22 protein-coding genes are annotated in these 24,247 nt (G+C 74.0%); 17 read left to right on the top strand and 5 right to left on the bottom strand.

Annotated elements, in window-relative coordinates; all coding sequences use genetic code 11:
• The 3 genes from BUB17_RS16720 to pcrA all read left to right on the top strand — a co-directional run.
• The coding region (locus BUB17_RS16720) for a WD40 repeat domain-containing protein (RefSeq protein ID WP_141243050.1) at positions 1 to 688 on the top strand (688 nt) is incomplete at its 5' end.
• Positions 689 to 748: 60 nt separating this feature from the next.
• Entirely contained in the window at positions 749 to 1,828 is a 1,080-nt protein-coding gene (locus tag BUB17_RS16715; RefSeq protein WP_072919819.1) for a macro domain-containing protein, read from the top strand.
• A 125-nt stretch (positions 1,829 to 1,953) separates the two neighbouring features.
• Positions 1,954 to 4,248, top strand: coding sequence for a DNA helicase PcrA (pcrA, locus tag BUB17_RS16710; protein ID WP_072919818.1), 2,295 nt, complete (start codon positions 1,954 to 1,956; stop codon positions 4,246 to 4,248).
• A gap of 79 nt (positions 4,249 to 4,327) precedes the next feature.
• Here pcrA and BUB17_RS16705 read toward each other — a convergent pair whose 3' ends face one another.
• Positions 4,328 to 5,146 carry a M23 family metallopeptidase gene (locus BUB17_RS16705; RefSeq protein ID WP_072919817.1) on the bottom strand — a complete coding sequence of 273 codons (819 nt, stop codon included), beginning with the start codon at positions 5,144 to 5,146 and terminating at the stop codon, positions 4,328 to 4,330.
• 268 nt (positions 5,147 to 5,414) lie between these two features.
• Positions 5,415 to 6,233, bottom strand: coding sequence for an esterase/lipase family protein (locus BUB17_RS16700; RefSeq protein WP_244277300.1), 819 nt, complete (start codon positions 6,231 to 6,233; stop codon positions 5,415 to 5,417).
• A 426-nt stretch (positions 6,234 to 6,659) separates the two neighbouring features.
• Between BUB17_RS16700 and BUB17_RS16695 the strand changes: the two genes are divergently transcribed.
• From BUB17_RS16695 to BUB17_RS16655, 9 genes are all read left to right on the top strand, one after another.
• A complete protein-coding gene (locus tag BUB17_RS16695; RefSeq protein WP_244277298.1) occupies positions 6,660 to 7,511 on the top strand; it encodes a hypothetical protein in 852 nt (283 codons plus the stop codon).
• Positions 7,490 to 7,924: a cobalamin-dependent protein gene (locus tag BUB17_RS16690; RefSeq protein ID WP_244277296.1), complete on the top strand. Its 435-nt coding sequence runs from the start codon at positions 7,490 to 7,492 to the stop codon at positions 7,922 to 7,924. The genes BUB17_RS16695 and BUB17_RS16690 overlap by 22 nt, the downstream gene beginning before the upstream one ends.
• 149 nt (positions 7,925 to 8,073) lie before the next feature.
• Positions 8,074 to 9,237, top strand: coding sequence for an ADP-forming succinate--CoA ligase subunit beta (sucC, locus tag BUB17_RS16685; RefSeq protein ID WP_072919814.1), 1,164 nt, complete (start codon positions 8,074 to 8,076; stop codon positions 9,235 to 9,237).
• A 94-nt stretch (positions 9,238 to 9,331) separates the two neighbouring features.
• Entirely contained in the window at positions 9,332 to 10,210 is an 879-nt protein-coding gene (gene sucD / locus BUB17_RS16680; RefSeq protein WP_072919813.1) for a succinate--CoA ligase subunit alpha, read from the top strand.
• A gap of 196 nt (positions 10,211 to 10,406) precedes the next feature.
• Positions 10,407 to 11,594 carry a hypothetical protein gene (locus BUB17_RS16675; RefSeq protein ID WP_072919812.1) on the top strand — a complete coding sequence of 396 codons (1,188 nt, stop codon included), beginning with the start codon at positions 10,407 to 10,409 and terminating at the stop codon, positions 11,592 to 11,594.
• Between the two features lie 76 nt (positions 11,595 to 11,670).
• Positions 11,671 to 12,861 (top strand): cell division protein PerM, encoded by a 1,191-nt coding sequence (locus BUB17_RS16670; protein ID WP_072919811.1) that lies wholly within the window; start codon positions 11,671 to 11,673, stop codon positions 12,859 to 12,861.
• Between the two features lie 149 nt (positions 12,862 to 13,010).
• On the top strand, positions 13,011 to 13,628 hold the full coding sequence (gene purN, locus BUB17_RS16665) for a phosphoribosylglycinamide formyltransferase (protein ID WP_072919810.1): 618 nt from the start codon (positions 13,011 to 13,013) through the stop codon (positions 13,626 to 13,628).
• The gene (gene purH, locus BUB17_RS16660; protein WP_072919809.1) at positions 13,625 to 15,175 is read left to right on the top strand and encodes a bifunctional phosphoribosylaminoimidazolecarboxamide formyltransferase/IMP cyclohydrolase; all 1,551 of its coding nucleotides are present in this window, start codon (positions 13,625 to 13,627) and stop codon (positions 15,173 to 15,175) included. Before purN ends, purH begins: the two co-directional genes overlap by 4 nt.
• A gap of 11 nt (positions 15,176 to 15,186) precedes the next feature.
• The gene (locus tag BUB17_RS16655; RefSeq protein ID WP_072919808.1) at positions 15,187 to 15,867 is read left to right on the top strand and encodes a pentapeptide repeat-containing protein; all 681 of its coding nucleotides are present in this window, start codon (positions 15,187 to 15,189) and stop codon (positions 15,865 to 15,867) included.
• On the opposite strand, the gene BUB17_RS16650 is transcribed toward BUB17_RS16655, so the two are convergent.
• Entirely contained in the window at positions 15,868 to 16,503 is a 636-nt protein-coding gene (locus BUB17_RS16650) for a hypothetical protein (RefSeq protein ID WP_072919807.1), read from the bottom strand. It abuts the gene before it with no gap.
• Positions 16,504 to 16,602: 99 nt separating this feature from the next.
• On the opposite strand from BUB17_RS16650, the gene BUB17_RS16645 reads away from it, so the two are divergent.
• The 4 genes from BUB17_RS16645 (at position 16,603) to BUB17_RS16630 (ending at position 20,213) form a co-directional block, all read left to right on the top strand.
• Positions 16,603 to 17,472 (top strand): bifunctional methylenetetrahydrofolate dehydrogenase/methenyltetrahydrofolate cyclohydrolase, encoded by an 870-nt coding sequence (locus tag BUB17_RS16645; protein WP_072919806.1) that lies wholly within the window; start codon positions 16,603 to 16,605, stop codon positions 17,470 to 17,472.
• A gap of 2 nt (positions 17,473 to 17,474) precedes the next feature.
• Positions 17,475 to 17,774 (top strand): DUF3017 domain-containing protein, encoded by a 300-nt coding sequence (locus BUB17_RS16640; RefSeq protein ID WP_012950394.1) that lies wholly within the window; start codon positions 17,475 to 17,477, stop codon positions 17,772 to 17,774.
• A 156-nt stretch (positions 17,775 to 17,930) separates the two neighbouring features.
• The gene (gene mdh / locus BUB17_RS16635) at positions 17,931 to 18,884 is read left to right on the top strand and encodes a malate dehydrogenase (protein ID WP_072919805.1); all 954 of its coding nucleotides are present in this window, start codon (positions 17,931 to 17,933) and stop codon (positions 18,882 to 18,884) included.
• Positions 18,885 to 18,998: 114 nt separating this feature from the next.
• Complete coding sequence (locus tag BUB17_RS16630; RefSeq protein ID WP_072919804.1) at positions 18,999 to 20,213, top strand: NADP-dependent isocitrate dehydrogenase; 1,215 nt, start codon at positions 18,999 to 19,001, stop codon at positions 20,211 to 20,213.
• A gap of 510 nt (positions 20,214 to 20,723) precedes the next feature.
• Here BUB17_RS16630 and BUB17_RS27870 read toward each other — a convergent pair.
• The gene (locus BUB17_RS27870) at positions 20,724 to 21,533 is read right to left on the bottom strand and encodes a CAP domain-containing protein (protein ID WP_244277294.1); all 810 of its coding nucleotides are present in this window, start codon (positions 21,531 to 21,533) and stop codon (positions 20,724 to 20,726) included.
• A 287-nt stretch (positions 21,534 to 21,820) separates the two neighbouring features.
• On the opposite strand from BUB17_RS27870, the gene BUB17_RS16620 reads away from it, so the two are divergent.
• On the top strand, positions 21,821 to 23,155 hold the full coding sequence (locus tag BUB17_RS16620) for a hemolysin family protein (protein ID WP_072919803.1): 1,335 nt from the start codon (positions 21,821 to 21,823) through the stop codon (positions 23,153 to 23,155).
• A 108-nt stretch (positions 23,156 to 23,263) separates the two neighbouring features.
• On the opposite strand, the gene galE is transcribed toward BUB17_RS16620, so the two are convergent.
• The gene (gene galE, locus BUB17_RS16615) at positions 23,264 to 24,220 is read right to left on the bottom strand and encodes a UDP-glucose 4-epimerase GalE (RefSeq protein WP_072919802.1); all 957 of its coding nucleotides are present in this window, start codon (positions 24,218 to 24,220) and stop codon (positions 23,264 to 23,266) included.
• Positions 24,221 to 24,247 lie beyond the last annotated feature (27 nt).

The raw sequence follows: 24,247 nt of genomic DNA, 5'->3' as shown, positions 1-24,247 counted from the left end.
CGTCGCCACCGGTCAGCCCCAGGGTGCTCCGCTGGAGGGGCACGCCGATTGGGTCAGGGCGGTGGCGTTCAGCCCCGACGGCGCCCTGCTGGCCAGCGCCGGCGTCGACACGACCGTGCGGCTGTGGGACGTCGCCACCGGTCAGCCCCACGGTGCTCCGCTGGCCGGCCACACCGATGCGGTCATGGCGGTGGCATTCAGCCCCGACGGCACCCTGCTGGCCAGCGCCAGCCTCGATTCGACGGTGCAGTTGTGGGACACGGCGAGCGGTCGACCCGACGGCTCACCGCTAGAGGGGCACAGCGGCGCGGTGAACGGTGTCGCCTTCAGCCCCGACGGCGCCCTGCTCGCCACGGTCGGCGACGACTCGACGGTGCAGTTGTGGGACACGGCGAGCCGCCTGCCCGACGGCTCGGCCCTGGAGGGCCACACCGGCGGGGTGAACGGTGTGGCGTTCGCCCCCGACGGTGCGCTGCTGGCCACCGCCGGCAACGACCAGCGGGCCCAGCTGTGGGACCTGCGGTTCTCATCGTGGATGGACGCCGGCTGCCGGGTGGTCAACCGCAACCTGTCCCAGGCCGAGTGGGACCAGTTCGCGCCCGGCCTGCCCTACGAGCGCACGTGTCCGGACCTGCCGTCCGGGGAGGGAGCGCCGGCGGATGCCCCAGCCGCTGTGTACGCCGACTGACCTGCGCGACGCCTCCCCGCGCGGGCGGGGCACGCCGTTCCGTGGCCAGGAGTGGTTGCGATGACCACGTTCCAGTGGACGACTCTCGTCTGCGCCGTCGTCTCCCTCGCGATCGGGCTGCCCCTCGCCCTCGCGGGCAGGACGCGGCCCGGCGTCCCCCGGCCACGGGTGCGTCTGGTGCTGGCCTGGCTCGTCGTCGCGCTGTGCCCGGTGTTCCTGATCTTCCTCTTCTTCCCGGAGAGCACGATCAGCCCCGAGTTCACCTGGGGACAGGCCACCGGTGCGATCGCCGCGTACCTCGTCGTCTGGGGTGTCGGGATCCGGTACTCGCTGCAGGCGGAGGACCTCGAGGCGCGGGAGCGGGAACTGTCCCGCCGGGAGAGCAACGCCGCCTCGAAGGCCCCGGACAGCACCGAGCCGGTCAGGGGTGGCGACGTGCTGGTGTACCAGCTCGTGGATCGGCCCAGTGGGGCGATAGGGCTGGTCGGGGGCGGACTCGACCTCGTCACCTTCGCCGACGTCTGGGTCAACTCCGAGAACGTCGAGATGCAGATGGCGCGCTACTACGACCGGTCGGTGTCCGGGGTCATCCGTTACCTGGGTGGACGCCACGACAGCGCTGGTGAGGTGGTCGAGGACGTCATCGGCCGCGCGCTCGCGGCCAGGATGGAGGGCCGGCGCAGCGTCCCCCTCAGCACGGTCTTCGACACCGAGCCGGGTGACCTCGCCGAGTCGCACAGCGTGAAGCGGGTCCTCCACGTCGCGGCCGCCGTCGGCGAGTTCGGTCGGGGCTACGGGCATGCCGGCGACATCGGCGGCTGCGTCCGTGCCGTGCTCCGCTGTGCCGAGCGGCTCGCCGAGCGGGCAGACGACATCCGGTCGGTGCTGCTCCCGCTCCTCGGCTCGGGCAGCGCGAAGGGCAGCCTGGACGCCATCGTCCCCGCTGTCCTGGACACCGTCGCCGACCATCTGGAGTCGCATCCGGCCGGCCGGATCGACCGCGTCTACCTCATCGCGTACACGAAGGGTGAGCACGCGATGTGCCGGAGGCTCCTCGACGACGACCCCCGCCTGCAACCGGGGCGGCCGCTGAAGCGAGCCGCTCTGGTCCCGACTCCGTCGAGCACCGCACATCGCTAGCCGTGGCCGGGTGGACCGGCATCTCTGGCCTTGGCGGCCACCCGACCGAACTACAGTGGTGTGGTCATGAACCCACCCCACGAAAACGCTCCGCTGGCGCTCCTCGTTTCTGCGGGGGCCCCGGGATGAGCGTCCAGCAGGCCCTCCCGGGCACCGCGTCCCTCCAGCGTTCCGCGTCCGGTCAGGTGGGGCGGGAGCTGGACCGCATGCTCGCCGGCCTCAACGGGCCGCAGCGGCAGGCCGTCGTCCACGAGGGCAGCCCGCTGCTCATCGTCGCCGGCGCCGGCTCGGGCAAGACCCGGGTGCTCGCCCACCGGATCGCCTACCTGCTCGGCGCCCGCGGCGTGCAGCCCGGCGAGGTCCTGGCGATCACCTTCACGAACAAGGCCGCTGGCGAGATGAAGGAGCGGGTCGCCGCGCTCGTCGGCCCGCGCGCCCGGGCGATGTGGGTGTCGACGTTCCACTCGATGTGCGTGCGCATCCTGCGCGCCGAGGCCGCCAAGCTGGGCCTGAAGTCGTCGTTCACGATCTACGACCAGGGTGACTCGGTCCGGCTCATGACGATGGTCGCCCGCGACCTGGACCTCGACGCCAAGCGCTACCCCGGCCGCAGCCTGGCCGCGCAGGTGTCGAACCTGAAGAACGAGCTCGTCGACGAGGAGTCCTTCAGCCCCCAGACAGCACCGGAGAAGGTGCTCAAGGAGGCCTACACGCTCTACCAGCGGCGGCTGCGCGAGGCGCACGCCATGGACTTCGACGACCTGATCATGACGACGGTGCACCTGCTGCAGGCGTTCCCGGACGTCGCCGAGCACTACCGCCGCCGCTTCCGGCACGTGCTGGTCGACGAGTACCAGGACACCAACCACGCGCAGTACGTGCTGGTCCGCGAGCTGGTCGGCACGGGGGAGGGACCGGTGCCGCCGGCCGAGCTGTGCGTCGTCGGTGACGCCGACCAGTCGATCTACGCCTTCCGCGGCGCGACGATCCGCAACATCGACGAGTTCGAGCGCGACTACCCGCAGGCCACGACGATCCTGCTGGAGCAGAACTACCGCTCCACGCAGCGCATCCTCAAGGCGGCCAACCAGGTCATCGCGAAGAACACCGGCCGCCGTCCCAAGAACCTGTGGACCGACGCCGGCGACGGCGAGCTGATCGAGGGCTACGTCGCCGAGAACGAGCACGACGAGGCCGCCTGGGTCGCCGAGCAGATCGACGCGCTCGTCGACGACGGGAAGGCCAAGCCCAAGGACATCGCGGTCTTCTACCGGACCAACAACGCCTCCCGTGTCTTCGAGGAGGTGTTCATCCGCGTCGGCATGCCCTACAAGGTGGTCGGCGGGGTGCGCTTCTACGAGCGCAGGGAGGTCCGCGACGCGCTGGCCTACCTCAAGCTGGTCGCCAACCCGGCCGACGTCGTCAGCCTGCGCCGCATCATCAACGTGCCCAAGCGGGGGATCGGCGAGAAGGCCGAGTCCTGCATCGAGTCCTTCGCCGACCGGGAGCGGATCGCGTTCGGCTCCGCGCTGCGCCGGTGCTCGGAGGTGCACACCCTCGCGCCCCGGTCGCTCAAGGCGGTCCAGGAGTTCGTCGCGCTGCTCGAGGAGTTCGAGCAGCTGGCCGAGACCGGCTCCGGCCCGGCCGCGCTGCTGGAGAGCATCCTCGACCGCACCGGCTACCTCACCGAGCTGCAGGCCAGCACCGACCCGCAGGACGAGGGCCGCGTCGACAACCTCAACGAGCTCATCTCGGTGGCCGCGGAGTTCGAGGCGGCCAACCCGGGCGGCTCGGTTCCCGACTTCCTTGAGCAGGTGTCGCTGGTCGCCGACGCCGACCAGATCCCCGTCGCCGGGGACGACGCCGGCGTCGTCACGCTGATGACCCTGCACACCGCCAAGGGCCTGGAATTCCCGGTCGTCTTCCTGACCGGCATGGAGGACGGCGTCTTCCCGCACCTGCGCGCCCTCGGGGACCCGCGCGAGCTGGAGGAGGAGCGCCGGCTGGCCTACGTCGGCATCACCCGGGCGCGGCAGCGGCTGTTCATCTCACGGGCCACGGTGCGCACCAGCTGGGGGCAGCCGGCCTACAACCCGCCGTCCCGCTTCCTCGACGAGCTGCCGTCGGACACCGTGCAGTGGGCGGGCAAGGAGCCCGTGCCGGCGCCGAGCACCGGCTACCGCTCGGCGCAGCAGCGGGTGGCGGCCACCGGGCTGTCCACCGGCGGGCTGCGCGGCGGCTCGGGCAACCGGCCGGTCATCTCCGTCCAGGTCGGGGACCGGGTGAGCCACGACGCCTTCGGGCTGGGCACCGTCGTCGAGGTCAACGGCATCGGCGACAAGGCGCAGGCGACCGTGGACTTCGGCTCCGGTGGCACCAAGCGCCTCGTCCTGCGCTACGCGCCCCTGGTGAAGCTGTAGCGGACCCGCTCGTCGAGCTCTGAGCGAGGCGGCCGGCCACCCCGACCGCGACTCCGGGCACGGAGCAGCCGGAGACGGGTCAGATGACGACGCCGCGCTCGGCGAGGAACTCCTGCGGGTCGATGGGGCGGCCGTTCATGCTCCCGCGGTGGATCTGGTAGTGCAGGTGCGGCCCGGTGGACTGACCCTCGTTGCCGATCTTCGCGATCTGGTCGCCGGCGTGCACGAGGTCGCCGGCCTCGACGTCGTAGTAGCGCATGTGGCCGTAGACGTGCACGTTGCCGTCGGGGTCCTGGATGTAGACGGCATTGCCGTACCCGGAGGCCCGGCCGGCGCGGATGACGACGCCGTCGGTGGCCGAGGAGATCGGCGTGCCCAGCGGCCCGGCGAGGTCGATGCCGTAGTGCATCGTGCCCCAGCGCATGCAGAAACAGGTGGTGAGCCGGCCCTGCGCGGGGAGCACGGTCTTGGGCTCGCGGGCGGCGCGGGAGGCGGCCAGCTCCCCGAGGCGGGCCTGCGCCTCGGCCTCGGTGATGCCGCGGCGCACGCCGGCGTCCTCCAGGTCGCCGCTGAACCCGACCTCGGAGGCGACCCCCAGGCCGTAGTCGGCGGCGCTGACCGACAGCCCGGCCGTGTCCGAGCCCAGGGTGCTGGGCAGGGCGGCGACGACGGCGCCGGCGACGAGCGCGGCGAGCCAGATCGGACCACGCCGGCCCGGCGGGCGGGGCAGGCGGCGGCCCCGGCCGGAGGGCGGCTGCTCGGCGGCGTCGGGCTCCGGGGTCTCGGCGGCCGGTGCCGCGCCGGTCCTGGCGGCGAGGAGGGCGCGGACGACGTCGGCGGCGGGCTCACGCTTCGTGCCCGGTCGCTCCAGCAGCGCGGGGCCGGTCGAGCGGGTCACGGGGCACCTTCTTCGTGAGCGCTTCCCGAGCGGGCGCCGCAGGAGCGGCCCGTCGGGGGGCGACGGCGGCGGAGACGTCCGGGGACGCCTGCCGGTGGGTACCGGCGCCGTGATCGGACCGTAACGATCAGTCAGCTCGGCGACGGGTCACCGGCGCGGAGTGTCGACGTGTCTGCGTCCGCTGGGACCGGTGTGACGGGAGCGGCGGTGGCGCAGCACACGCCCGCCCGCCGCACCGGACGGGTGGGGCGGGCGGGGGAGGAGTGGCTCAGGCGACGGCGGCCGGGGCGGCGACGTGGATGTGCGGCTGCCGGCGGCCGGCGAGGGTCGTGGCGACCTCGTCGAGCACGGTGCGGTGGAAGGGCAGCGACATGTGGCCGACCCCGCGGACCAGCACGTTGCGGGCCTGCAGGTCCGGGTGGTCGCAACGACCGGCGCTGGTCGGGACGACGACCTGGTCGAGGTCGCTGTAGACGGCGGTCAGCGGGGTGCGCACCCCCGGCGCCGGCTCGGCCAGCTCCCGCAGCACCGCGGAGCCCGGCCGCAGCTGGCGGACCAGCGGGGTGGGCAGCAGGTGTGCGAGCAGCGACCCCTGGTGCGGTGTCCCGAGCGTCACCAGCGACTCGACGTGCTGGTCACCGCCCTGGCGCTGCACGTGGTAGCGGGCCAGCAGGCCGCCGAGGCTGTGCCCCACGACGTGCACCCGCTCGTACCCGGTCTGCTCGCAGATGCGCTGCAGGTGCCGGCCGAGGTCGGCGGCGCCGCGCGCGACGTCGGCGAGCAGCGGGCTGTAGTTCCACGAGCAGACGGAGGTGAAGCCGCGACGGCGCAGGCTGCGCCGCATCACCGCGAAGATCGAGTGGTTGTCGATCAGCCCGTGCACCAGGACGACGGGGACGCGCGCGGCCAGCGGGTCGGCGGCGAACAGGGCGCGCACCGCGGGCGGCTGCTCACCGGGGCGACATCGGGGGTCGGGCCGCAACTGCTCGGCGCGGGTGCCCAGGGGGTACATGACCATGTGGGCGCCGACGAGGGCCAGCTCGGTGATCCCGCCGGTGAGCGCGGCCCGGGTCATCAGCGAGCGCACGGGGTGCCGTGGGGCTCCCGGGCCGGCCGCGTCCCTGTGCGACGCTGGACCGGACTCCGGGTCGCTGAGTGCGTGCATCGTTCCTCCCCGTCAGGACCGCTGACCGGACTGGTCCCCCGGGGTTGGAGGCCTCCGTGGGATGCCCAGTTCACCCGACGGTAAAGCCGTCGTGTGGTGATCGTCACATCGACGCCACGAGCCGAGGCCAGTTCGTGACCGAGACGAAGGGGAACCGTGGTCACCCGCGATGGCTCCACCCGCGCCCGCTCGACCAGGTCCGGGGGAGGGACGGCGCGTCCTGCGGCCCGCCGCACCGGTCCCCGCCGGCCGTCCGGGCCGACCCCCGCGGTGCCGGCCGACGGGCTGGTCGTGGGTGATCGGCCGCCGACCGCACGCCTGGCGGGTGTGCTCCTCGTCCTCGCGGGGGTGGTCGGCGCAGTCGGCCTCGTCCCGACCTACCTCGTCATCGGCGGCACGGAGGTCTCCCAGTCCGCCGGTGCGGGCAGCCTGCTCGCCGGCCTGGTGGTGCCGCTGACCGCCGGAGTGGTCGGCGGCGGCCTCGCCGCCGGCCGGGTGCCCCGCTTCGGCCTCGCCTTCGCCTCGATCGGTGGGACGCTGTCCGTCGGCCTGCTGCTGATCGAGCTCTACCGGGCCAGCACCTCCACCGTCCGGCCGGGCATCGAGGTGATCGCCGGGCAGCGGGTCCTCACCAGCTCGGTCGACGTCGGACCCGGGTGGGTGCTGGGCGCCGTCGCGCTCGGGCTCACCGTCCTGGCCGGCGCGCTGGCCGTGGCGGCCTGGGGGCGCACCGTCATGGAGGACGCGGGCTCGCTCGACCCGGCCCGTCCGGCGCTGGCCGGTGCGGCGGCGCTGCTGGGGGTGGGCGCCGTGCTGTGCCTCGTGCTGCCGCCCGCCGACGTCCCCGACCGGATCGTCTCCGACCCGACGACCGGGCTGCAGGTCGTCGTCGAGCAGGAGGGCCCGCAGGGGCTGCTCGAGCGGCCCGGGCTGGCCCTGCTCGGCGGGCTGCTGCTGGCCGGCGCCGTCGTCCTCTGCTCGGTGCTGGCGCCGTCGCTGCGACCGCGGCTGGCCGCGGTCGGCGCGCTGCTGGCCATCGCCGTCGTCGTCCTCGCCGCCGGGCTGACCGGCCTGCGCGACGCGGCGGTCTCCGACGAGCTGGAGTGGACGCTGCCCGGCGCCGGGTTGCTGCTCGCCGGCGTCGGCTACGTCGTCCTCACGGTGCTGGCCTGGCGGCTGTGCCCGGCTCCCGCCCGGTGACCGCCCCCGGCGCGGCCGGCGAGGAGCGCATCCGGGTGGTGATCGCGACGCCGGGCGACGACGGCGAGGACCGCGCCACCGGAACGCTGGCCCGCGGCCTGCGCGACGCCGGGATGGAGGTCGTGCAGGCCGGCCGGTCCTCGCTCGAGCAGCTCGCCGACACCGTCGTCCAGGAGGACGCCGACGCCGTCGGCCTGCCGGTGCTTCCCGCCGACGCACCCGAGGTGCTCGCCCGGCTCCGCGCGCTGCTCGCCGACCGCGGCGTGCACGACGTCGTCGTCTTCGGGTGCGGAGCGGACGCCGAGCTGCCCCGGGGAACCCGGCTCTCCCCGCCCGGCACCGCGCCGGCGGAGGTCGCCGGCTGGCTGCGCGGGCAGCTCATCGGGGAACCACCGTGGACACCCCGGCCGTGAGCAGGGCGATCGCGGGGACGGCGCCGGATCGGTGCACCGCTGCGGCTCCTCGCCGGCGAGGAGCCCCGGTGGCCGGCGTCGTGTGATGCCGCCCACCCTCCCAGCGCCGGTGCACGGCCCGGGTCCCGCGGGCGATACGGTGCCTGTTCGTGGATCTCTTCGAGTACCAGGCCCGTGACCTGTTGGCCTCGCACGGTGTCCCCGTGCTCCCCGGCGGCGTCGCCGAGACCCCCGAGCAGGCGGAGGCGATCGCCCGCGAGATCGGCACCACCGTCGTCGTCAAGGCGCAGGTGAAGACCGGTGGCCGGGGCAAGGCCGGCGGCGTCAAGCTCGCCGACGACGCCGAGGACGCCCGGGCGCGCGCGCAGGACATCCTCGGCCTGGACATCAAGGGCCACATCACCCACCGCGTGATGGTCGCCCAGGCCAGTGACATCGCCGAGGAGTACTACTTCTCCTACCTGCTCGACCGCTCCAACCGCACCTTCCTGGCCATGGCCTCGAAGGAGGGCGGCATGGAGATCGAGCAGCTCGCGGTCGAGCGGCCCGAGGCGCTGGCCCGCATCCCGGTCGACGCGAGCAAGGGCGTCGACGAGGCGAAGGCGGCCGAGATCGTCGACGCGGCCGGCTTCCCCGCCGAGGTGCGCGACCAGGTGATCGCCATCGCCGTCCAGCTGTGGGACGTCTTCTCCGGCGAGGACGCCACCCTGGTCGAGGTCAACCCGCTGGCCAAGGCCCCCGACGGCACGGTCCTCGCGCTGGACGCGAAGGTGACCCTCGACGAGAACGCCCGCTTCCGGCACGCCGAGCACGAGGCCCTCGAGGACTCCGCCTCGGCCGACCCGCTGGAGGCCGCGGCCAAGGAGAAGGACCTCAACTACGTCAAGCTCGAGGGCGAGGTCGGCATCATCGGCAACGGTGCCGGGCTGGTGATGAGCACGCTGGACGTCGTCGCCTACGCCGGTGAGGAGTTCGGCGGCGTCAAGCCGGCCAACTTCCTCGACATCGGCGGTGGCGCCTCGGCCGAGGTCATGGCCAACGGCCTGCACATCATCCTGTCCGACCCGGCCGTGAAGAGCGTCTTCGTCAACGTCTTCGGCGGGATCACCGCCTGCGACGAGGTCGCCAACGGCATCGTGCACGCGCTGCAGCTGCTCGGCGACGAGGCGACCAAGCCGCTGGTCGTCCGGCTCGACGGCAACAACGTGGAGGAGGGCCGGCGGATCCTCGCCGAGGCCAACCACCCGCTGGTGACCCTGGTGGACACGATGGACGGCGCCGCCCGCCGGGCCGCCGAGCTCGCCGCCGCCTGAAGAAGGACCCCTCTGCCCCCACGCCTCGCAGGCTCGGCGCGGGTCCCTGCAGAGGGGCCGCGCCGTCCACTCCCCAGAACAGGACACCAGAGAGATGTCGATCTTCCTCAACGAGAACAGCAAGGTCATCGTCCAGGGCATGACCGGCTCCGAGGGGCGCAAGCACACCCAGCGCATGCTGGCCTCGGGGACGGCGATCGTCGGTGGCGTCAACCCGAAGAAGGCCGGCCAGAGCGTCGACTTCGACGGCGCCGGCGTCCCGGTGTTCGGCAACGTCGCCGAGGCGATGAAGGAGACCGGCGCCGACGTCAGCGTCATCTTCGTGCCGCCGGCCGGCGCGAAGAACGCCGTCATCGAGGCCGTCGACGCCCAGATCGGGCTCGCCGTCGTGATCACCGAGGGCATCCCGGTGCACGACTCGACCTACTTCTGGGCCCACGCCCAGGGCAGTTCGACCCGGATCGTCGGCCCGAACTGCCCGGGCCTGATCAGCCCCGGGCGCTCGAACGCCGGCATCATCCCGGCCAACATCACCAAGCAGGGCAAGATCGGGCTGGTCAGCAAGTCCGGCACGCTGACCTACCAGATGATGTACGAGCTCCGGGACATCGGCTTCTCCACCTGCGTGGGCATCGGTGGCGACCCGGTCATCGGCACCACGCACATCGACTGCCTGCAGGCCTTCCAGGACGACCCGGAGACCGAGGCCATCGTCATGATCGGTGAGATCGGTGGCGACGCCGAGGAGCGGGCCGCGGACTTCGTCCAGGGCAACGTCACCAAGCCGGTCGTCGGCTACGTCGCCGGCTTCACCGCGCCCGAGGGCAAGACGATGGGCCACGCCGGCGCCATCGTCTCCGGCTCGGCCGGCACCGCGCAGGCGAAGAAGGAGGCCCTCGAGGCCGCCGGCGTCCGCGTCGGCAAGACCCCGTCGGAGACCGCCCGCCTCATGCGGGAGATCGTCGGCGCCTGAAGCCGCCCCTCGCATGCTCGGGGTGGTGGCCTGGGCGGGGCCGGCTGCCCGGCGGCCCCGCACGGGTCGCCGGGCAGCGGCGTCTGCAGCTCGTCTGCGGCTCGGCGGGGGATGATGGGGGCGCCGCGGTGGTACGTGCTGCGGGCGGTGTCCACGATCCGTGCAGTTCCCAGCCACGACCGAGGAGCGCCCCGCGATGACCAGTCAGCCGCCGCAGCCGCTGGGCGGGTACGGGCAGCAGCCGGGCGAGGGCGAGGGCGAGGGCGGGCACCGTCCGGACGACGGACACCCCGCACCGGGGCAGCCGCACCAGGAGCAGCCCCGGTACGGCCAGCAGCCGGTCCACGGCCAGCCGGGCTACGGCGCGCAGTACCCGCCGCAACAGCCCTACGGCCCACCCGGCTACGGGCAGCAGGCGCCGTACGGTCAGTCCGGCTACGGCCAGCCGCCGTACGGCCAGGCGGGCTACGGCCAGCCGCCGTACGGCCAGGCGGGCTACGCGGAGCAGCCCTACGGCCAGCCGGGCTATGCGGAGCAGCCCTACGGCCAGCCGGGCTATGCGGAACAGCCCTACGGCCAGCCGGGCCACGGCGCGCAGTACCCGCAGCCCTACGGCCAGCCGCAGTACGGGCAGCAGGCGTACGGGCAGCCCCAGTACGGCCAGCAGCCGCCGTGGGGTCAGCCCCTCGGCCAGCAGGCCCCGGTGCAGCAGCCGTACGGGCAGCCGGCCGGCAGCGGCACCCGGGTCGGCTTCGACCGGAAGCGGCCGGACCGGGGTGACTACCTGGTCGCGCTCTGCGCGGCGGCGTTCCTGCTGTTCGCCACCCTCCCGTGGTTCACCTTCGACTTCGGGTTCGGCTTCGCCGAGTCGATCAACGGCTTCGACTTCGCGTTGGTCACGACCGCCGCCGTGCTGCTCGTCCTGGCCGCGGTGTGGGCGCTGCTGCCCACGGTGGTGGACCTCGGCCTGCCGTTCCCCCGCGGCTTCGTGACGGTGGGACTGACCTCGCTGGCCGTCCTGCTGACCCTGGTCGAGTGGCTGAGCACCTTCGAAGGCGGCTTCAGCCTGTTCGCGCTGTTCACCATCCTCGCCGCGACCGCAGCCCTCACCGTCGCCGTCCTCACGCTGCTCCGTCGGCTCCGCACCCGGCCGGCCGCGGCCGTCGCGGGCACGACCTGGCCACCCCGGCAGCCGCCGGACCAGCGGTGGCAGGCGTACGGGCAGCCATCCACCTACGGGCAGCAGCCCGGCTACGGACCGCAGCCGCCGGCTCCGGATCAGCCCTCCCCGGGCACCGCGACGCCGCCGTCCCAGGGCGGCCGCGGTGCCGGCCGGCCCGGCGGCTCCGCCGCCTCCGGCGCCGGGGGCGACCCGTCCGCGTAGTCCTCCTGCCGCCCTCCGCCGGGATCGCCGGGCGCGTGCTCCGGCGATCCCGGCCCGGCCTTGGGACAGTGGGGGCGTGGTCTCCCTGCTCGCCCGACTGAGCCTGCCCGGGCAGCGGGACCCGGGTGCCCGCCCGTCGCGGCACGCCCCGGTCCTCGCCGCCGTGGCGACCGCCGCGGTCACGGTGCTCGGCCTGCTCGGCGTGGGCCTCGCGTCGATCGTGGTGCAGACGCTCGACCCGGCCGGCGGACTGCCGGTCGTGGGCTCCGGGCGGCTGGCCGGGCAGCTGTGGCTGCTCGCCCAGGGCGGTGGCCTGACGCTCCCGTCCGGCCCGCTGGTGCTCGCGCCGCTGCTGCTGACCATGGCCGTCGCCTGGGGCCTGTCCAGCGCCGGCCGCGGCGTCGTCCGCGCCTGCGACCTCACCAGCGGCCGGCCGCTCGCTGCCGCCCTGGCCGCCGCGGTCGGCACCCACACGCTGCTGACGGTGCTGGTCGGGTTGCTCGTCGACACCCCGGGGGCGCAGGTCGACCTGCTGCGGGCCGCGATCGGCAGCGCCGTCCTCGCCGTCCTGGCCGTCGGCTGGGGGACGGCGCGCGACTCCGGTCTGCTCGACGACGCCCTGGACTCCGCGCCCGGCCCGGTGCGGCCACTGCTGCGCGCGGCAGCGGCCGGGCTGCTGACCGCCGTCTCCCTCGGCCTGCTCGTGGTGGCGGTGGCCCTGGCCGCGGACACCGGGGGCTACGCCGCGCTGTCGCGGTCCCTCGGCGGGTCCGGCGCGGGCGCGGTCGGGCTGCTGGTGCTCGGCATCCTGCTGCTGCCCAATGCCGCCGCTGCCGCGATCGGCGTGGCCGCCGGCCCGGGCTTCGCCGTCGGCAGCGGCACCCTCGTCTCGGTGCACGGCGTGACGCTCGGGGCCGTTCCGGCGCTGCCGCTGCTGGCCGCGCTGCCCGACACCCAGGCGGTGCCGCTGCTGGCCTTCGCCTCGCAGGTGGTGCCCGCGTTCGCCGGTCTGGTCGCCGGCGCGACGCTGGGCCGGCGGCTGGACGACGGCGGGTCGGTCGTCGCCGGGCTGTGGGGGGTGCTGGCGGGCGTGCTGCTCGGCCTGACCTGCGGCCTGGTCGCCTGGGTGGCCGGCGGCTCGCTCGGCGACGGCGCGCTGGCCGAGGTCGGGGCGCCGCCGGTGGCGACCGGCCTGGCGGTGGCACTGCAGGCCGGCGTGGCCGCAGCGGTCGCGGCCGCGGTCACCCGCTGGCGATCCCTGAGCTGAGAGAGCACCCTCTCGCCCCCGGCCTCCGTGCAGGGCCCCGCCGCGAGCTGGCGAGCGGTGGGGGGCAGGGAGGTCCTTCTGCCGCGACCGGTGCGCAGGACGGGGTCCTTCACGGTGGGGGGCGAGGGGGCCCTTATAGGGTCGCTGCCGTGCCCGCCGCCGAGCAGTCCCCGCGGGCGCGGGTCGTCGTCCTGCTGTCGGGGACGGGATCGCTGTGCGAGGCGCTGCTGAGCGCCGCCGAGGACCCGGGCTATCCGGCCGCCGTGGTGGCCGTCGGCAGCGACCGCGAGGCCCCAGGGCTCCGGCACGCCCGCCGCCGCGGCGTCCCCGCCTTCACCGTCGCGCTGCGCGACCACCCCGACCGCGCCGCCTGGGACCGCGCGCTGGCGGCCGCCATCGGCGCGCACCGGCCCGACCTGGTGGTCTCCGCGGGGTTCATGAAGATCGTCGGCCCGGCCGTGCTCGACGGCTTCGGCGGCCGGCTGCTCAACACCCACCCCGCGCTGCTGCCGGCCTTCCCGGGCGCGCACGCCGTCCGCGACGCCCTGGCCGCCGGCGTCGACGTCACCGGCAGCACGGTGCACTGGGTGGACGCCGGCGTCGACACCGGCCCGGTGATCGCCCGGCGGGAGGTGCCCGTCCTCCCCGGGGACGACGAGGCGCGCCTGCACGAACGGATCAAGGACGTGGAGCGCGAGCTCCTGGTGGAGACGGTGGCGCGCGTGGTCACCGGCCTCGGCACCGAGACCACGGAGGACCCCCGATGAGCGACCGCACCCCGATCCGCCGTGCCCTGCTCGGCGTCTACGACAAGACCGGCATCGAGGAGCTGGCCCGCGGCCTGGCCGACGCCGGCGTCGAGCTGGTCAGCACCGGCGCGACCGCGCGCCGCATCGCCGATGCCGGGGTGCCGGTCACCCCGGTCGAGCAGGTCACCGGCTTCCCCGAGTGCCTCGACGGGCGGGTGAAGACGCTGCACCCCGCGGTGCACGCCGGCATCCTGGCCGACCGCCGGAAGCCCGAGCACGTGCAGCAGCTCGAGGACCTCGGCATCGCGCCGTTCGACCTCGTCGTCGTCAACCTCTACCCGTTCACCGAGACGGTGGCTGCAGGCAGCAGCCCGGACGAGTGCGTCGAGCAGATCGACATCGGCGGCCCCGCGATGGTGCGCGCGTCGGCGAAGAACCACCCGTCGGTCGCCGTGGTCGTCGACCCGGCTCGCTACGGCGACGTCCTCGCCGCCGTCTCCGCCGGCGGCTTCACCCTCGCCGAGCGGCAGCGGCTGGCCGTCGCGGCGTTCCGGCACACGGCGAGCTACGACATCGCCGTCGCCTCGTGGCTGGGCAGCGTCGTCGCGCCCGACGCGGAGTCGGTGTTCCCCACCTGGGTGGGCGGCAGCTGGGAGCGCGCCGACGTGCTGCGCTACGGCGAGAACCCGCACCAGCAGGCGGCGCTCTACCGCAGCGGTCGGCCGGGGCTCGCGCACGCCGAGCAGTTGCACGGCAAGCAGATGTCCTACAACAACTACGTCGACACCGACGCCGCCTGGCGGGCCGCGCACGACCACGCCGACCCGTGCGTGGCGATCATCAAGCACGCCAACCCGTGCGGCATCGCCGTCGGCACCGACATCGCCGCAGCGCACCGCAAGGCGCACGCCTGCGACCCGGTCTCGGCCTTCGGCGGCGTGATCGCGGCCAACCGCGAGGTCGACCTCACCATGGCCGAGCAGGTGGCCGAGGTGTTCACCGAGGTCCTCGTCGCGCCGTCCTTCACCGAGGACGCGCTGCAGGTGCTCACCGCGAAGAAGAACATCCGGCTGCTCCGGCTGGGCGAGGCGGCCCAGGCAGCGACCGAGTTGCGCCCGATCAGCGGCGGGCTGCTGGTGCAGAGTGCCGACCGCGTCGACGCCCCCGGCGACGACCCCACCACCTGGACCCTCGCCACCGGCGAGCCGCTGAACGCCGCCGGCCTCGACGACCTGGTGTTCGCCTGGCGCTCGGTCCGCGCGGTGAAGAGCAACGCCATCCTGCTGGCCCACGACAAGGCCACCGTCGGCGTCGGCATGGGTCAGGTGAACCGGGTGGACGCAGCGAGGCTGGCCGTCGCCCGGGCGGGGGAGCGGGCCGCCGGGTCGGTCGCCGCCTCCGACGCGTTCTTCCCCTTCGCCGACGGTCTGCAGGTGCTGCTCGACGCCGGGGCGCGGGCGGTCGTGCAACCGGGCGGGTCGGTGCGCGACCAGGAGGTCGTCGCGGCCGCGGCCGCCGCCGGCATCCCGGTCTACCTGACCGGCACCCGGCACTTCGCCCACTGAGAAAGGACCCCGTGCCCCCCACACCTCGCAAGCTCGGCGCGGGTCCCTGCACGGGGCCACGTCACACGTCCCGCCCGCACCTACCGCCGCCCGAGGCCGGCGCGGTCGTCGAGGGGGCCGACTTCGCCCGGGTCGACTGGTGGGGCGCCGAGCTCGAGGGGGTGACCTTCACCCGCTGCCGGTTCGAGGACGCCGGGCTGGAGGAGCTGGTCACCCGGCGGTGCGTCTTCGACTCCTGCGTGCTCACCGGGGTGCGGATGGGCGGGGCCAGGCACCGGGGGACGGCGTTCCTCTCCTGCCGCTTCGACCGCGCCCGGCTGTTCGACGTCACCTGGGACGGCTGCAAGCTCACCGGCTCGCAGTTCCCCGGCGCGCAGCTGCGGCCGATGACCACGACCGACAGCGACTGGAGCTGGACGTCGCTGCGCGGCGCCGACCTCTCCGGGCTGGTGCTGGCCGGTCAGCGGTTCCGGGAGGCCGACCTGACCGGCGCCGACCTGCGTGAGTGCGACCTCACCGGTGCCGACCTCGACCGGGCCCGCCTGCAGGGGGCGCAGCTGCGCGGGGCCGACCTGCGCGGCGCCTCGACCGACGCGGTCGACTGGCGGGCGTTCGAGCTGGCCGGCGTGCAGCTCGACCTGGTGCAGGCCGTCCAGGTCGCCCGCGCCCACGGCGCCCTGGTGGTCGACTGATCACCTCCAGCGGGGGCTGGTCAACAGCGCTTTCAGCGCGCCCAGCAGGCCGAGCACCGGGACGGCGACGGCGAACCAGAACCCCGTGTCGATCGTGGCGGTGTCCCAGCCGACGTCGGCCAGCGGCACCAGCACCCCCGCGCCGGCCGCCAGGCTCACCAGCAGCGCCAGCACCCCGAGGAAGCGGTGCGAGCGCGCCGGCAGGACGACGAGCAGGCCCAGCAGGAACAGCACCGCGCCGCCCAGCACGACCGCCATCGGCTGCCAGAACCCGTTGTCGAAGACCGCCGCCACACCACCGTCGGCGGCGTCGTCGAGGCCGCGGCGGACCAGGTCCCACCCGGTGAGGTCGCTGCCGGGCAGCCAGCGCAGCAGCAGGCTGACGCCCGCCGCGATGCCGGCCAGGAGGAGCAGGAGGCTGGCCAGGCTGTCCGGGCGCCGCACGCGCACCGGCCGGGTCGAGTACGCCGGGGCGGGAGGCCCGCCGAGGCCGGGGGGTGGAGGCGGACCGGGCGCGTGGCCGGGACCGCCGGCCGACACCGGGGCGGCCACCGGCTGGATGCCGGGGATGGTCTGTTCCCGCCAGTCGTCGGCGCCCCGCACTCCGCCGGCCGGGGTCTGCTCGCGCTCGCTCATGTGCACTCCTCGCGCAACCGCGGGCGGGGGAGACGCCCGCACCAGGGAGCCTAGGGCGGGGTGGCTCCTCCCGGACCCCCCTCCGGCAGACTGTCGGCCGTGCAGGCGACCACTCTCGACGGCAAGGCCACGGCAGCAGCCATCCGCGCGGAGCTGACCGAGCGGGTCGCCGCCCTCACCACTGCCGGCCACCGTCCCGGCCTGGGCACGCTGCTCGTCGGTGACGACCCGGGCAGCCGTTGGTACGTGAACGCCAAGCACAAGGACTGCGCGCAGGTCGGCATCGCGAGCATCCAGCGCGAACTGCCCGCGACCGCGACGCAGGACGACGTCCTCGCCGTCGTCGACGAGCTCAACGCCGACCCGGCCTGCACCGGCTACATCGTCCAGCTGCCGCTGCCCGCGGGCATCGAGGAGAGCGCCGTCCTCGAGCGGATGGACCCGGCCAAGGACGCCGACGGCCTGCACCCGGTCAACCTCGGCCGGCTCGTCCTCAACGTCCCGGGGCCGCTGCCGTGCACGCCGCTGGGCATCGTCGAGCTGCTGCGCCGCTACGACGTGCCGATCGCCGGCGCCGAGGTCGTCGTCGTCGGCCGCGGCATCACCGTGGGCCGGCCGCTGGGCCTGCTGCTCACCCGGCGCAGCGAGAACGCCACGGTGACCCTGTGCCACACCGGCACCCGCGACCTCGCCGCGCACCTGCGCGGCGCCGACATCGTGGTCGCCGCGGCCGGGGTGCCCGGTCTGGTCACCCGGGACGTCGTCAAGCCCGGCGCCGCCGTCCTCGACGTCGGCGTCAGCCGGGTCGACGGCAGGATCGCCGGGGACGTGGCCCCGGACGTCGTCGAGGTCGCCGGCCACGTCGCCCCGAACCCGGGCGGGGTGGGCCCGATGACCCGGGCGATGCTGCTGCAGAACGTCGTCCTGGCCGCCGAGCAGGCCGCCGCCACGGACGTCCTGTCCGCCTGACCATGACCCGCCCGCCGCTCTACACCCGCCGGCCGTTCCTGGCCGGGCTGCTGCGGCAGCTGCCGCTGCTGGTCGTGCTGCTCACGGTGGGCACCGGGCTGCTCATGGTCACCTTCGAGCACTGGCGGCGCGGACTGGTCGTCGTCGGGCTGGCCCTGGTCGGTGGGGGCCTGCTGCGGCTGCTGCTCCCGCTGCGCCGGGTCGGTTTCCTCGCCGTCCGCAGCCGGCCGGTGGACGTCGTCCTGCTGGTCGGCGTCGGCGTCCTCCTCACCGCCTTCGCGCTGGCGATCCCGGGCGCCTGACAGAGGACCACCCTTCCCCCACCCCTCGCGAGCTCGGGGTGGGCCCCTGAAGGGCGGCCGCCCTCGCCCCCGCCACTCGCAGGCTCGCGGCGGGACCCTGCACGGGGGCCGCACCCGACCGGGCGCGGAGCCCCGGCCAGCGATAGGTTGGCCGCCATGGCAGAGCAGCCCAGGAACGGCAAGGTGACCGTCGTCGGTGCCGGGTTCTACGGCTCGACCACCGCCCTCCGACTCGCGGAGTACGACGTCTTCGAGACGGTCGTGCTGACCGACATCGTGGAGGGCAAACCCGAGGGCCTGGCCCTCGACATGAACCAGTCCCGGCCCATCGAGGGCTTCGAGACCAGGGTCGTCGGCGTCGGCGGCGGGTCCTACGAGGGCACCGAGGGCTCCGACGTCGTCGTCATCACCGCGGGCCTGCCGCGGAAACCCGGCATGAGCCGGATGGACCTCATCGAGACCAACGCGAAGATCGTCCGGCAGGTCGCCGAGAACATCGCGCAGACCTCGCCGGACGCCGTGGTCATCGTGGTCTCCAACCCGCTGGACGAGATGACCGCGCTCGCCCAGCTGGCCACCGGTTTCCCCAAGAACCGGGTGATGGGCCAGGCCGGCATGCTCGACACCGCCCGGTTCACCAACAACGTCGCCGAGGAGCTCGGCGTCCCGGTGGGCTCGGTGCGCACCCTGACCCTCGGCTCGCACGGCGACACGATGGTGCCGGTGCCCTCGCGCTGCACCGTCGACGGCAAGCCGCTGGCCGACGTGCTGCCGGCCGACCGCATCGAGCACCTCGTCGACCGGACCCGCAACGGCGGCGCCGAGGTCGTGGCGCTGCTCAAGACCGGCTCGGCGTACTACGCCCCCTCCGCGGCCGCCGCCCGCATGGCGCGCGCGGTCATGCAGGACTCCGGTGCGGTCATGCCGGTGTGTGCCTGGGTCGACGGCGAGTACGGCATCTCGGGGGTCTACCTGGGGGTCGAGGCCGAGATCGGCCGCGACGGCGTGCGCCGGGTGGTCGAGGGCGACCTCACCGAGAGCGAGCTCACCGGGCTGCGCGAGGCGGCCGAGGCCGTGCGCGCCAAGCAGTCCGACGTGGCCGACCTCTGACCGCTCCGGTCAGCGGTGCAGGGAGGGAATCGCAGAGTGCGTGAGCCTGCGAGCGCACCAGTGGACAGAGCAGCGGCCGCGGACGCGGCCGACGAGCGCTAGCGAGGAGAACGCGTGAGCAAGATCAAGGTCGAGGGCACCGTCGTCGAGCTCGACGGCGACGAGATGACCCGGATCATCTGGCAGTTCATCAAGGACCAGCTGATCCTCCCGTACCTCGACGTGAACCTGGAGTACTACGACCTGGGCATCGAGTCGCGTGACGCGACCGACGACCAGATCACCGTCGATTCCGCCAACGCCATCAAGAAGCACGGCGTCGGGGTCAAGTGCGCGACGATCACCCCCGACGAGGCGCGGGTCGAGGAGTTCGGCCTCAAGAAGATGTGGCGGTCCCCGAACGGGACGATCCGCAACATCCTCGGCGGCGTCATCTTCCGCGAGCCGATCATCATGCAGAACGTGCCGCGGCTGGTCCCGGGCTGGACCAAGCCGATCGTCGTCGGCCGCCACGCGTTCGGTGACCAGTACCGCGCCACGGACTTCCGCTTCCCGGGCGAGGGCACGCTGACGATCACCTTCACGCCGAAGGACGGCTCCGCCCCCATCGAGCACGAGGTCTTCCAGTCGCCCGGCGGCGGCGTCGCGATGGCGATGTACAACCTCGACGAGTCGATCCGCGACTTCGCCCGCGCCTCGATGAACTACGGGCTCAACCGCCAGTACCCGGTGTACCTGTCGACCAAGAACACGATCCTCAAGGCCTATGACGGCCGGTTCAAGGACCTGTTCGCCGAGGTCTTCGAGGCCGAGTTCAAGTCGAAGTTCGACGAGGCCGGCATCACCTACGAGCACCGGCTCATCGACGACATGGTCGCCGCGTCCCTCAAGTGGGAGGGCGGCTACGTCTGGGCCTGCAAGAACTACGACGGCGACGTCCAGTCCGACACCGTGGCGCAGGGCTTCGGGTCGCTGGGCCTGATGACCTCGGTGCTGATGAGCCCCGACGGCCGCACCGTCGAGGCCGAGGCCGCCCACGGCACGGTGACCCGCCACTTCCGGCAGCACCAGCAGGGCAAGGAGACCTCGACCAACCCGATCGCGTCGATCTTCGCCTGGACCCGGGGCCTGGCCCACCGGGGCAAGCTGGACGACACCCCCGAGGTGACCCGCTTCGCGGAGACCCTGGAGAAGGTCTGCGTCGACACCGTCGAGGCCGGCCAGATGACCAAGGACCTCGCGCTGCTGATCTCCAAGGACCAGCCGTGGCTGACCACCCAGGACTTCCTGGCGGCCATCGACGGCAACCTGCAGAAGGCCATGGCCTGACGTAGACGCACGGAGGTCACCGAGCGGTGACCGCACGCCAGTGGCCCTCTCGGCACGCCCGAGGGGGCCACTGACGTGTTCTCGTCCTGTGGACGGCGCTGGTCGAGGTCTCGGGAGACGGCAGGGTCCCAGGGTGTCGATCACCCCTGCGCGCCCACACGAGCTGCCGGGCCGCGTCGTCCGTGGGAGTGCTGTCGTCCGGCAGGGGCTGCTGACGCGCGAGCAGTTTCGCAGTTCGGCGTGGATTCGCCTCCGGCATGACGACGTCGCGCAGGCGTCGCAGGTGGCAGGATCGCCGCCGGCTGAACCGGCTCAACGCCGCCGGATGGCTCGTCGTCCGCGTGACGGGGGAGGACCTCCGGCGGCCGGACCTGCTCATCGCTCGGGTGCGGGCTCTCCGAGCCCAGCGGCCGGCCGGGGCGACCTCACGCTGAGCGCCCTCTCCGAGCCCGGCCCTCCTGCAGGGTCCCGCCGCGAGCCTGCGAGTGGAGGGGGCAGGAGGGTCCTCTCTCAGGCGCCGAAGAGCTGGGTCCACCACGGGCCACCGGGGCCCTCGGCGACGCCCACGCCGAGCTTCGTGAGCTCGCAGTCGAGGATGTTCCGGCGGTGGCCCGGGCTCTCCAGCCAGGCCTCCATCACCGCGGCGGCGTCGGCCTGACCGAAGGCGATGTTCTCCGCCCGCGAGTGGTCGACGCCGGCCTGCTCGGCGCGGTCGAACGGGGACAGCCCCTCGGGGCTGGTGTGCGAGAAGTAGCCGCGGTCGCGCATGTCCGCGCTGTGCGCCCGCGCCACCGCGGCCAGCGCCGGATCGGCGGTGAGGGCGCCGCAGCCGGCGTCGGCGCGGGCTTCGTTGACCAGCGCCAGCACCGCCGCCTCCGCGGTGGGGGCGGCTGCCGCGGCGGTCGCCCGCGCCACGGGCGCCGGCTCGGTCCCCGCCTCGACGGCGGGCAGCTCGACCGCGGGCGCGGGCTCCTCGGCAACGGGGACCTCGGCGGACGCCGACGGTCGCTCCGGCGCCCCGGTCGCCGGGACGGACGGGACCGCGGGGGTCGACGTCCCGGCCGGCGGGGTCGCGGGTGCCGCCGCGGAGGTCTGCGGCGCCGGGTCCCCGTCGACGCCCATCCGCACGAGCGGGGCGTCCGCCGACGCACGGGAGGACGACGAGGACCCGCCGGTGCCGGCCGTGGCGGAGGGGGTGCCGGCCGAGGTCGCGGTCGACTCGAGCGCCACCGGGTCGGTGAAGCTGGTCACCGCCCCGGACACCATCGGCGCTCCGACCGTCACGACGGCGACCGCGCCGACCACGAGCAGCAGGGGCACCAGGCGCGGGAGGCGGAGGAGACGAGCCCACCGGGAGAACGAGGCGGCGATGCGGGAAGAGAGCGGCGGACCCGCCGGCATGTGGTGCACGAGGGCTGATCCTCACCAGGTGCTAGATCACGAATCGTTACTCTGGCAAGAGTAGCCGTACGCACAGCGTGATCGGCAGTGGGCTGTGGCCGAGGTCACTGCGGGGCGACCGACGTCGCCCGGATGGTGCCCCCGCGAGGCCGAGCGGGCAGCATGGACGTCGTCCCCCAGCCCCACTCGACAGGAGCGCGCCGCCGGTGAGCGACGTCTGGCTCAACATCCTGATGGTCGTCGTCTTCGTCCTGATCGGCGGCGCCTTCTCGGGGGCGGAGATCGCCCTGGTGTCCCTGCGCGAGTCGCAGGTGCGCGCGCTGGCCGAGTCGGGGGGACGCCGCGGCCAGGCGGTGCAGCGGCTGCTCAGCGACCCCAACCGCTTCCTCGCCGCCGTCCAGGTCGGCGTCACCCTGGCCGGCTTCTTCTCCGCCGCGTTCGGTGCCAGCACGCTGTCCCAGCCGCTCGGCGAGTGGTTCGTCACCCTCGGCATGCGCGCCGGGCTGGCCGACCCGCTGGCGTTCGTGCTGGTCACCATCGGGATCAGCTACCTGTCCCTGGTGGTCGGCGAGCTGACCCCCAAGCGCCTGGCGCTGCAGCGCTCCGAGGGCTTCTCCCTGCTCGTCGCCGCGCCGCTCAACGCGATCGCCAAGCTGTCGCGCCCGGTCATCTGGCTGCTGTCGAAGTCGACGAACCTGCTCGTCCGGCTGGTGGGCGGGGACCCGAGCGCCAGCGGCGAGTCGATCAGCCAGGAGGAGCTGCGCGACCTGGTCACGGCGCACGAGTCGCTGAGCTCCGACGAGCGCCGGCTCATCGGCGAGGTCTTCCGGGCCGGTGACCGCGAGGTGCGCGAGGTCATGACCCCGCGCACGGAGGTGGACTTCCTCGACGCGTCGATGACCGCCAGCCGGGCGGCCAAGCAGGTGTACGACTCCAGCCACTCCCGCTACCCGGTCGTCGGCCGCGACGAGGACGACGTCCTGGGCTTCGTGCACGTCCGCGACCTGTTCCTGCCCAACCACCCGGCCGGGCGCGCGGCGACCGTCGGCGACCTGGTCCGCGAGGTCAAGCGGCTGCCGGGCACCGCCGGCGTCCTCACCGCGCTGTCGGAGATGCGGCGGGAGAACCAGCACCTGGCGATCGTCGTCGACGAGTACGGCGGCACCGACGGCATCGTCACCCTCGAGGACCTCATCGAGGAGGTCATCGGCGAGATCTACGACGAGTACGACGAGGACGTCGCCGACGGCGGGGACGAGCGGCCGGACGGCCCGCAGGAGCTCGACGGGCTGCTCAACCTCGACGACTTCCGCGAGGCGACCGGCCTGCAGCTGCCCGAGGGGCCCTACGAGACCGTCGCCGGCTACGTGCTCGCCGAGCTCGGCCGGTTGCCCGTCGTCGGCGACAGCGTCGAGGTCGAGAGGCGCACGCTCACCGTCCTGGAGCTCGACGGACGGCGGATCGCGCGGATCTCGGTCGGCCGCGCCCCGCAGCCCGAGGTCGACCCGGCCCAGGTGCCGACCCCGACGATCGGCACCTGAAAGAGGACCACCCTTCCCCCCACGCCTCGCAGGCTCGGCGCGGGACCCTGAAGGGTGGCCGTTCCAGCACGTCACCAGGCTCGCGGCGGGCCCTGCGGGGGGCCGGCCTCACGCCCTTTTCTGGGCGGTCTCCCAGGCGTCGCGCACGATGCCGGCCAGGTCGGTGTGCCGCGGCGTCCAACCCAGGTCGGCACGGATCCGGTCGCTGGAGGCCACCAGCTGCGCGGGGTCCCCGGCCCGCCGCTGGCCGACCTCGACCGGCACCGGGTGCCCGGTGACCTCGCGGACGGCGTCGATCACCTGCTGCACCGAGAAGCCGGTGCCGTTGCCCAGGTTGTAGATGCGGTGCTCGCCCGGGGACGGCGCGGTCAGCGCGAGCAGGTGGGCGTCGCTGAGGTCCTCGACGTGGATGTAGTCGCGGATGCAGGTGCCGTCCTCGGTCGGGTAGTCCTCGCCGTAGATCGTCAGGTGCTCCCGCTGGCCGGCCACCACCTGCAGCGCGATCGGGATGAGGTGGGTCTCGGTGGTGTGCCGCTCGCCGAGGCCGTACGCAGCGCCGGCAACGTTGAAGTAGCGCAGGCTCACCGCGGCGAAGTCGTACGCGGCCGCGTACGAGGTCAGCATCGCGTCGACGGCGAGCTTGGTGGCGCCGTAGGTGTTGGTGGGCCGGGTCGGGGCGTCCTCGCGGATCGGCACCTGCTCGGGCTCGCCGTAGGTGGCCGCGGTGGACGAGAAGACGATCCGCCGGCAGTCGGCCGCGCGCATCGCCTCGAGCAGCGCGAGCGTCCCGGACACGTTGGTGTCCCAGTAGATCTCCGGCTCGACCTGCGACTCGCCGACCAGGCTCTTGGCCGCGAAGTGCAGGACCGCCTCGGGGCGGACGTCGGCGAGGACCGGCGCGGAGTCGTGCAGCGACGCCTGCACGAAGCGGGCACCCGAGGGGACGGCGTCGGCGTGCCCGGTCGAGAGGTCGTCCAGGACGGTCACCTCGTGACCTCCCTCGAGGAGAGCAGCCGTGACTACGCTGCCGATGTAGCCGGCTCCACCGGCGACGAGAACGCGCATGCGCCCACCCTAGGTCCGCGCCCGGTT

Origin of the sequence: Geodermatophilus obscurus (assembly GCF_900143215.1) — a bacterium.
GTDB lineage: Bacteria > Actinomycetota > Actinomycetes > Mycobacteriales > Geodermatophilaceae > Geodermatophilus > Geodermatophilus obscurus_A.
Note: the sequence above shows the minus strand (reverse complement) of the source record. Positions and strands in the feature narration are given on the sequence as shown.

Bases quoted from the DNA above. Each gene is read 5' to 3' on its own strand.
- BUB17_RS16715 (WP_072919819.1), top strand. From the start codon at position 749: ATGACCACGTTCCAGTGGACGACTCTCGTCTGCGCCGTCGTCTCCCTC.
- pcrA (WP_072919818.1), top strand. From the start codon at position 1,954: ATGAGCGTCCAGCAGGCCCTCCCGGGCACCGCGTCCCTCCAGCGTTCC.
- sucD (WP_072919813.1), top strand. From the start codon at position 9,332: ATGTCGATCTTCCTCAACGAGAACAGCAAGGTCATCGTCCAGGGCATG.
- BUB17_RS16675 (WP_072919812.1), top strand. From the start codon at position 10,407: ATGACCAGTCAGCCGCCGCAGCCGCTGGGCGGGTACGGGCAGCAGCCG.
- purH (WP_072919809.1), top strand. From the start codon at position 13,625: ATGAGCGACCGCACCCCGATCCGCCGTGCCCTGCTCGGCGTCTACGAC.
- BUB17_RS16650 (WP_072919807.1), bottom strand. From the start codon at position 16,503: ATGAGCGAGCGCGAGCAGACCCCGGCCGGCGGAGTGCGGGGCGCCGAC.
- BUB17_RS16640 (WP_012950394.1), top strand. From the start codon at position 17,475: ATGACCCGCCCGCCGCTCTACACCCGCCGGCCGTTCCTGGCCGGGCTG.
- mdh (WP_072919805.1), top strand. From the start codon at position 17,931: ATGGCAGAGCAGCCCAGGAACGGCAAGGTGACCGTCGTCGGTGCCGGG.
- galE (WP_072919802.1), bottom strand. From the start codon at position 24,220: ATGCGCGTTCTCGTCGCCGGTGGAGCCGGCTACATCGGCAGCGTAGTC.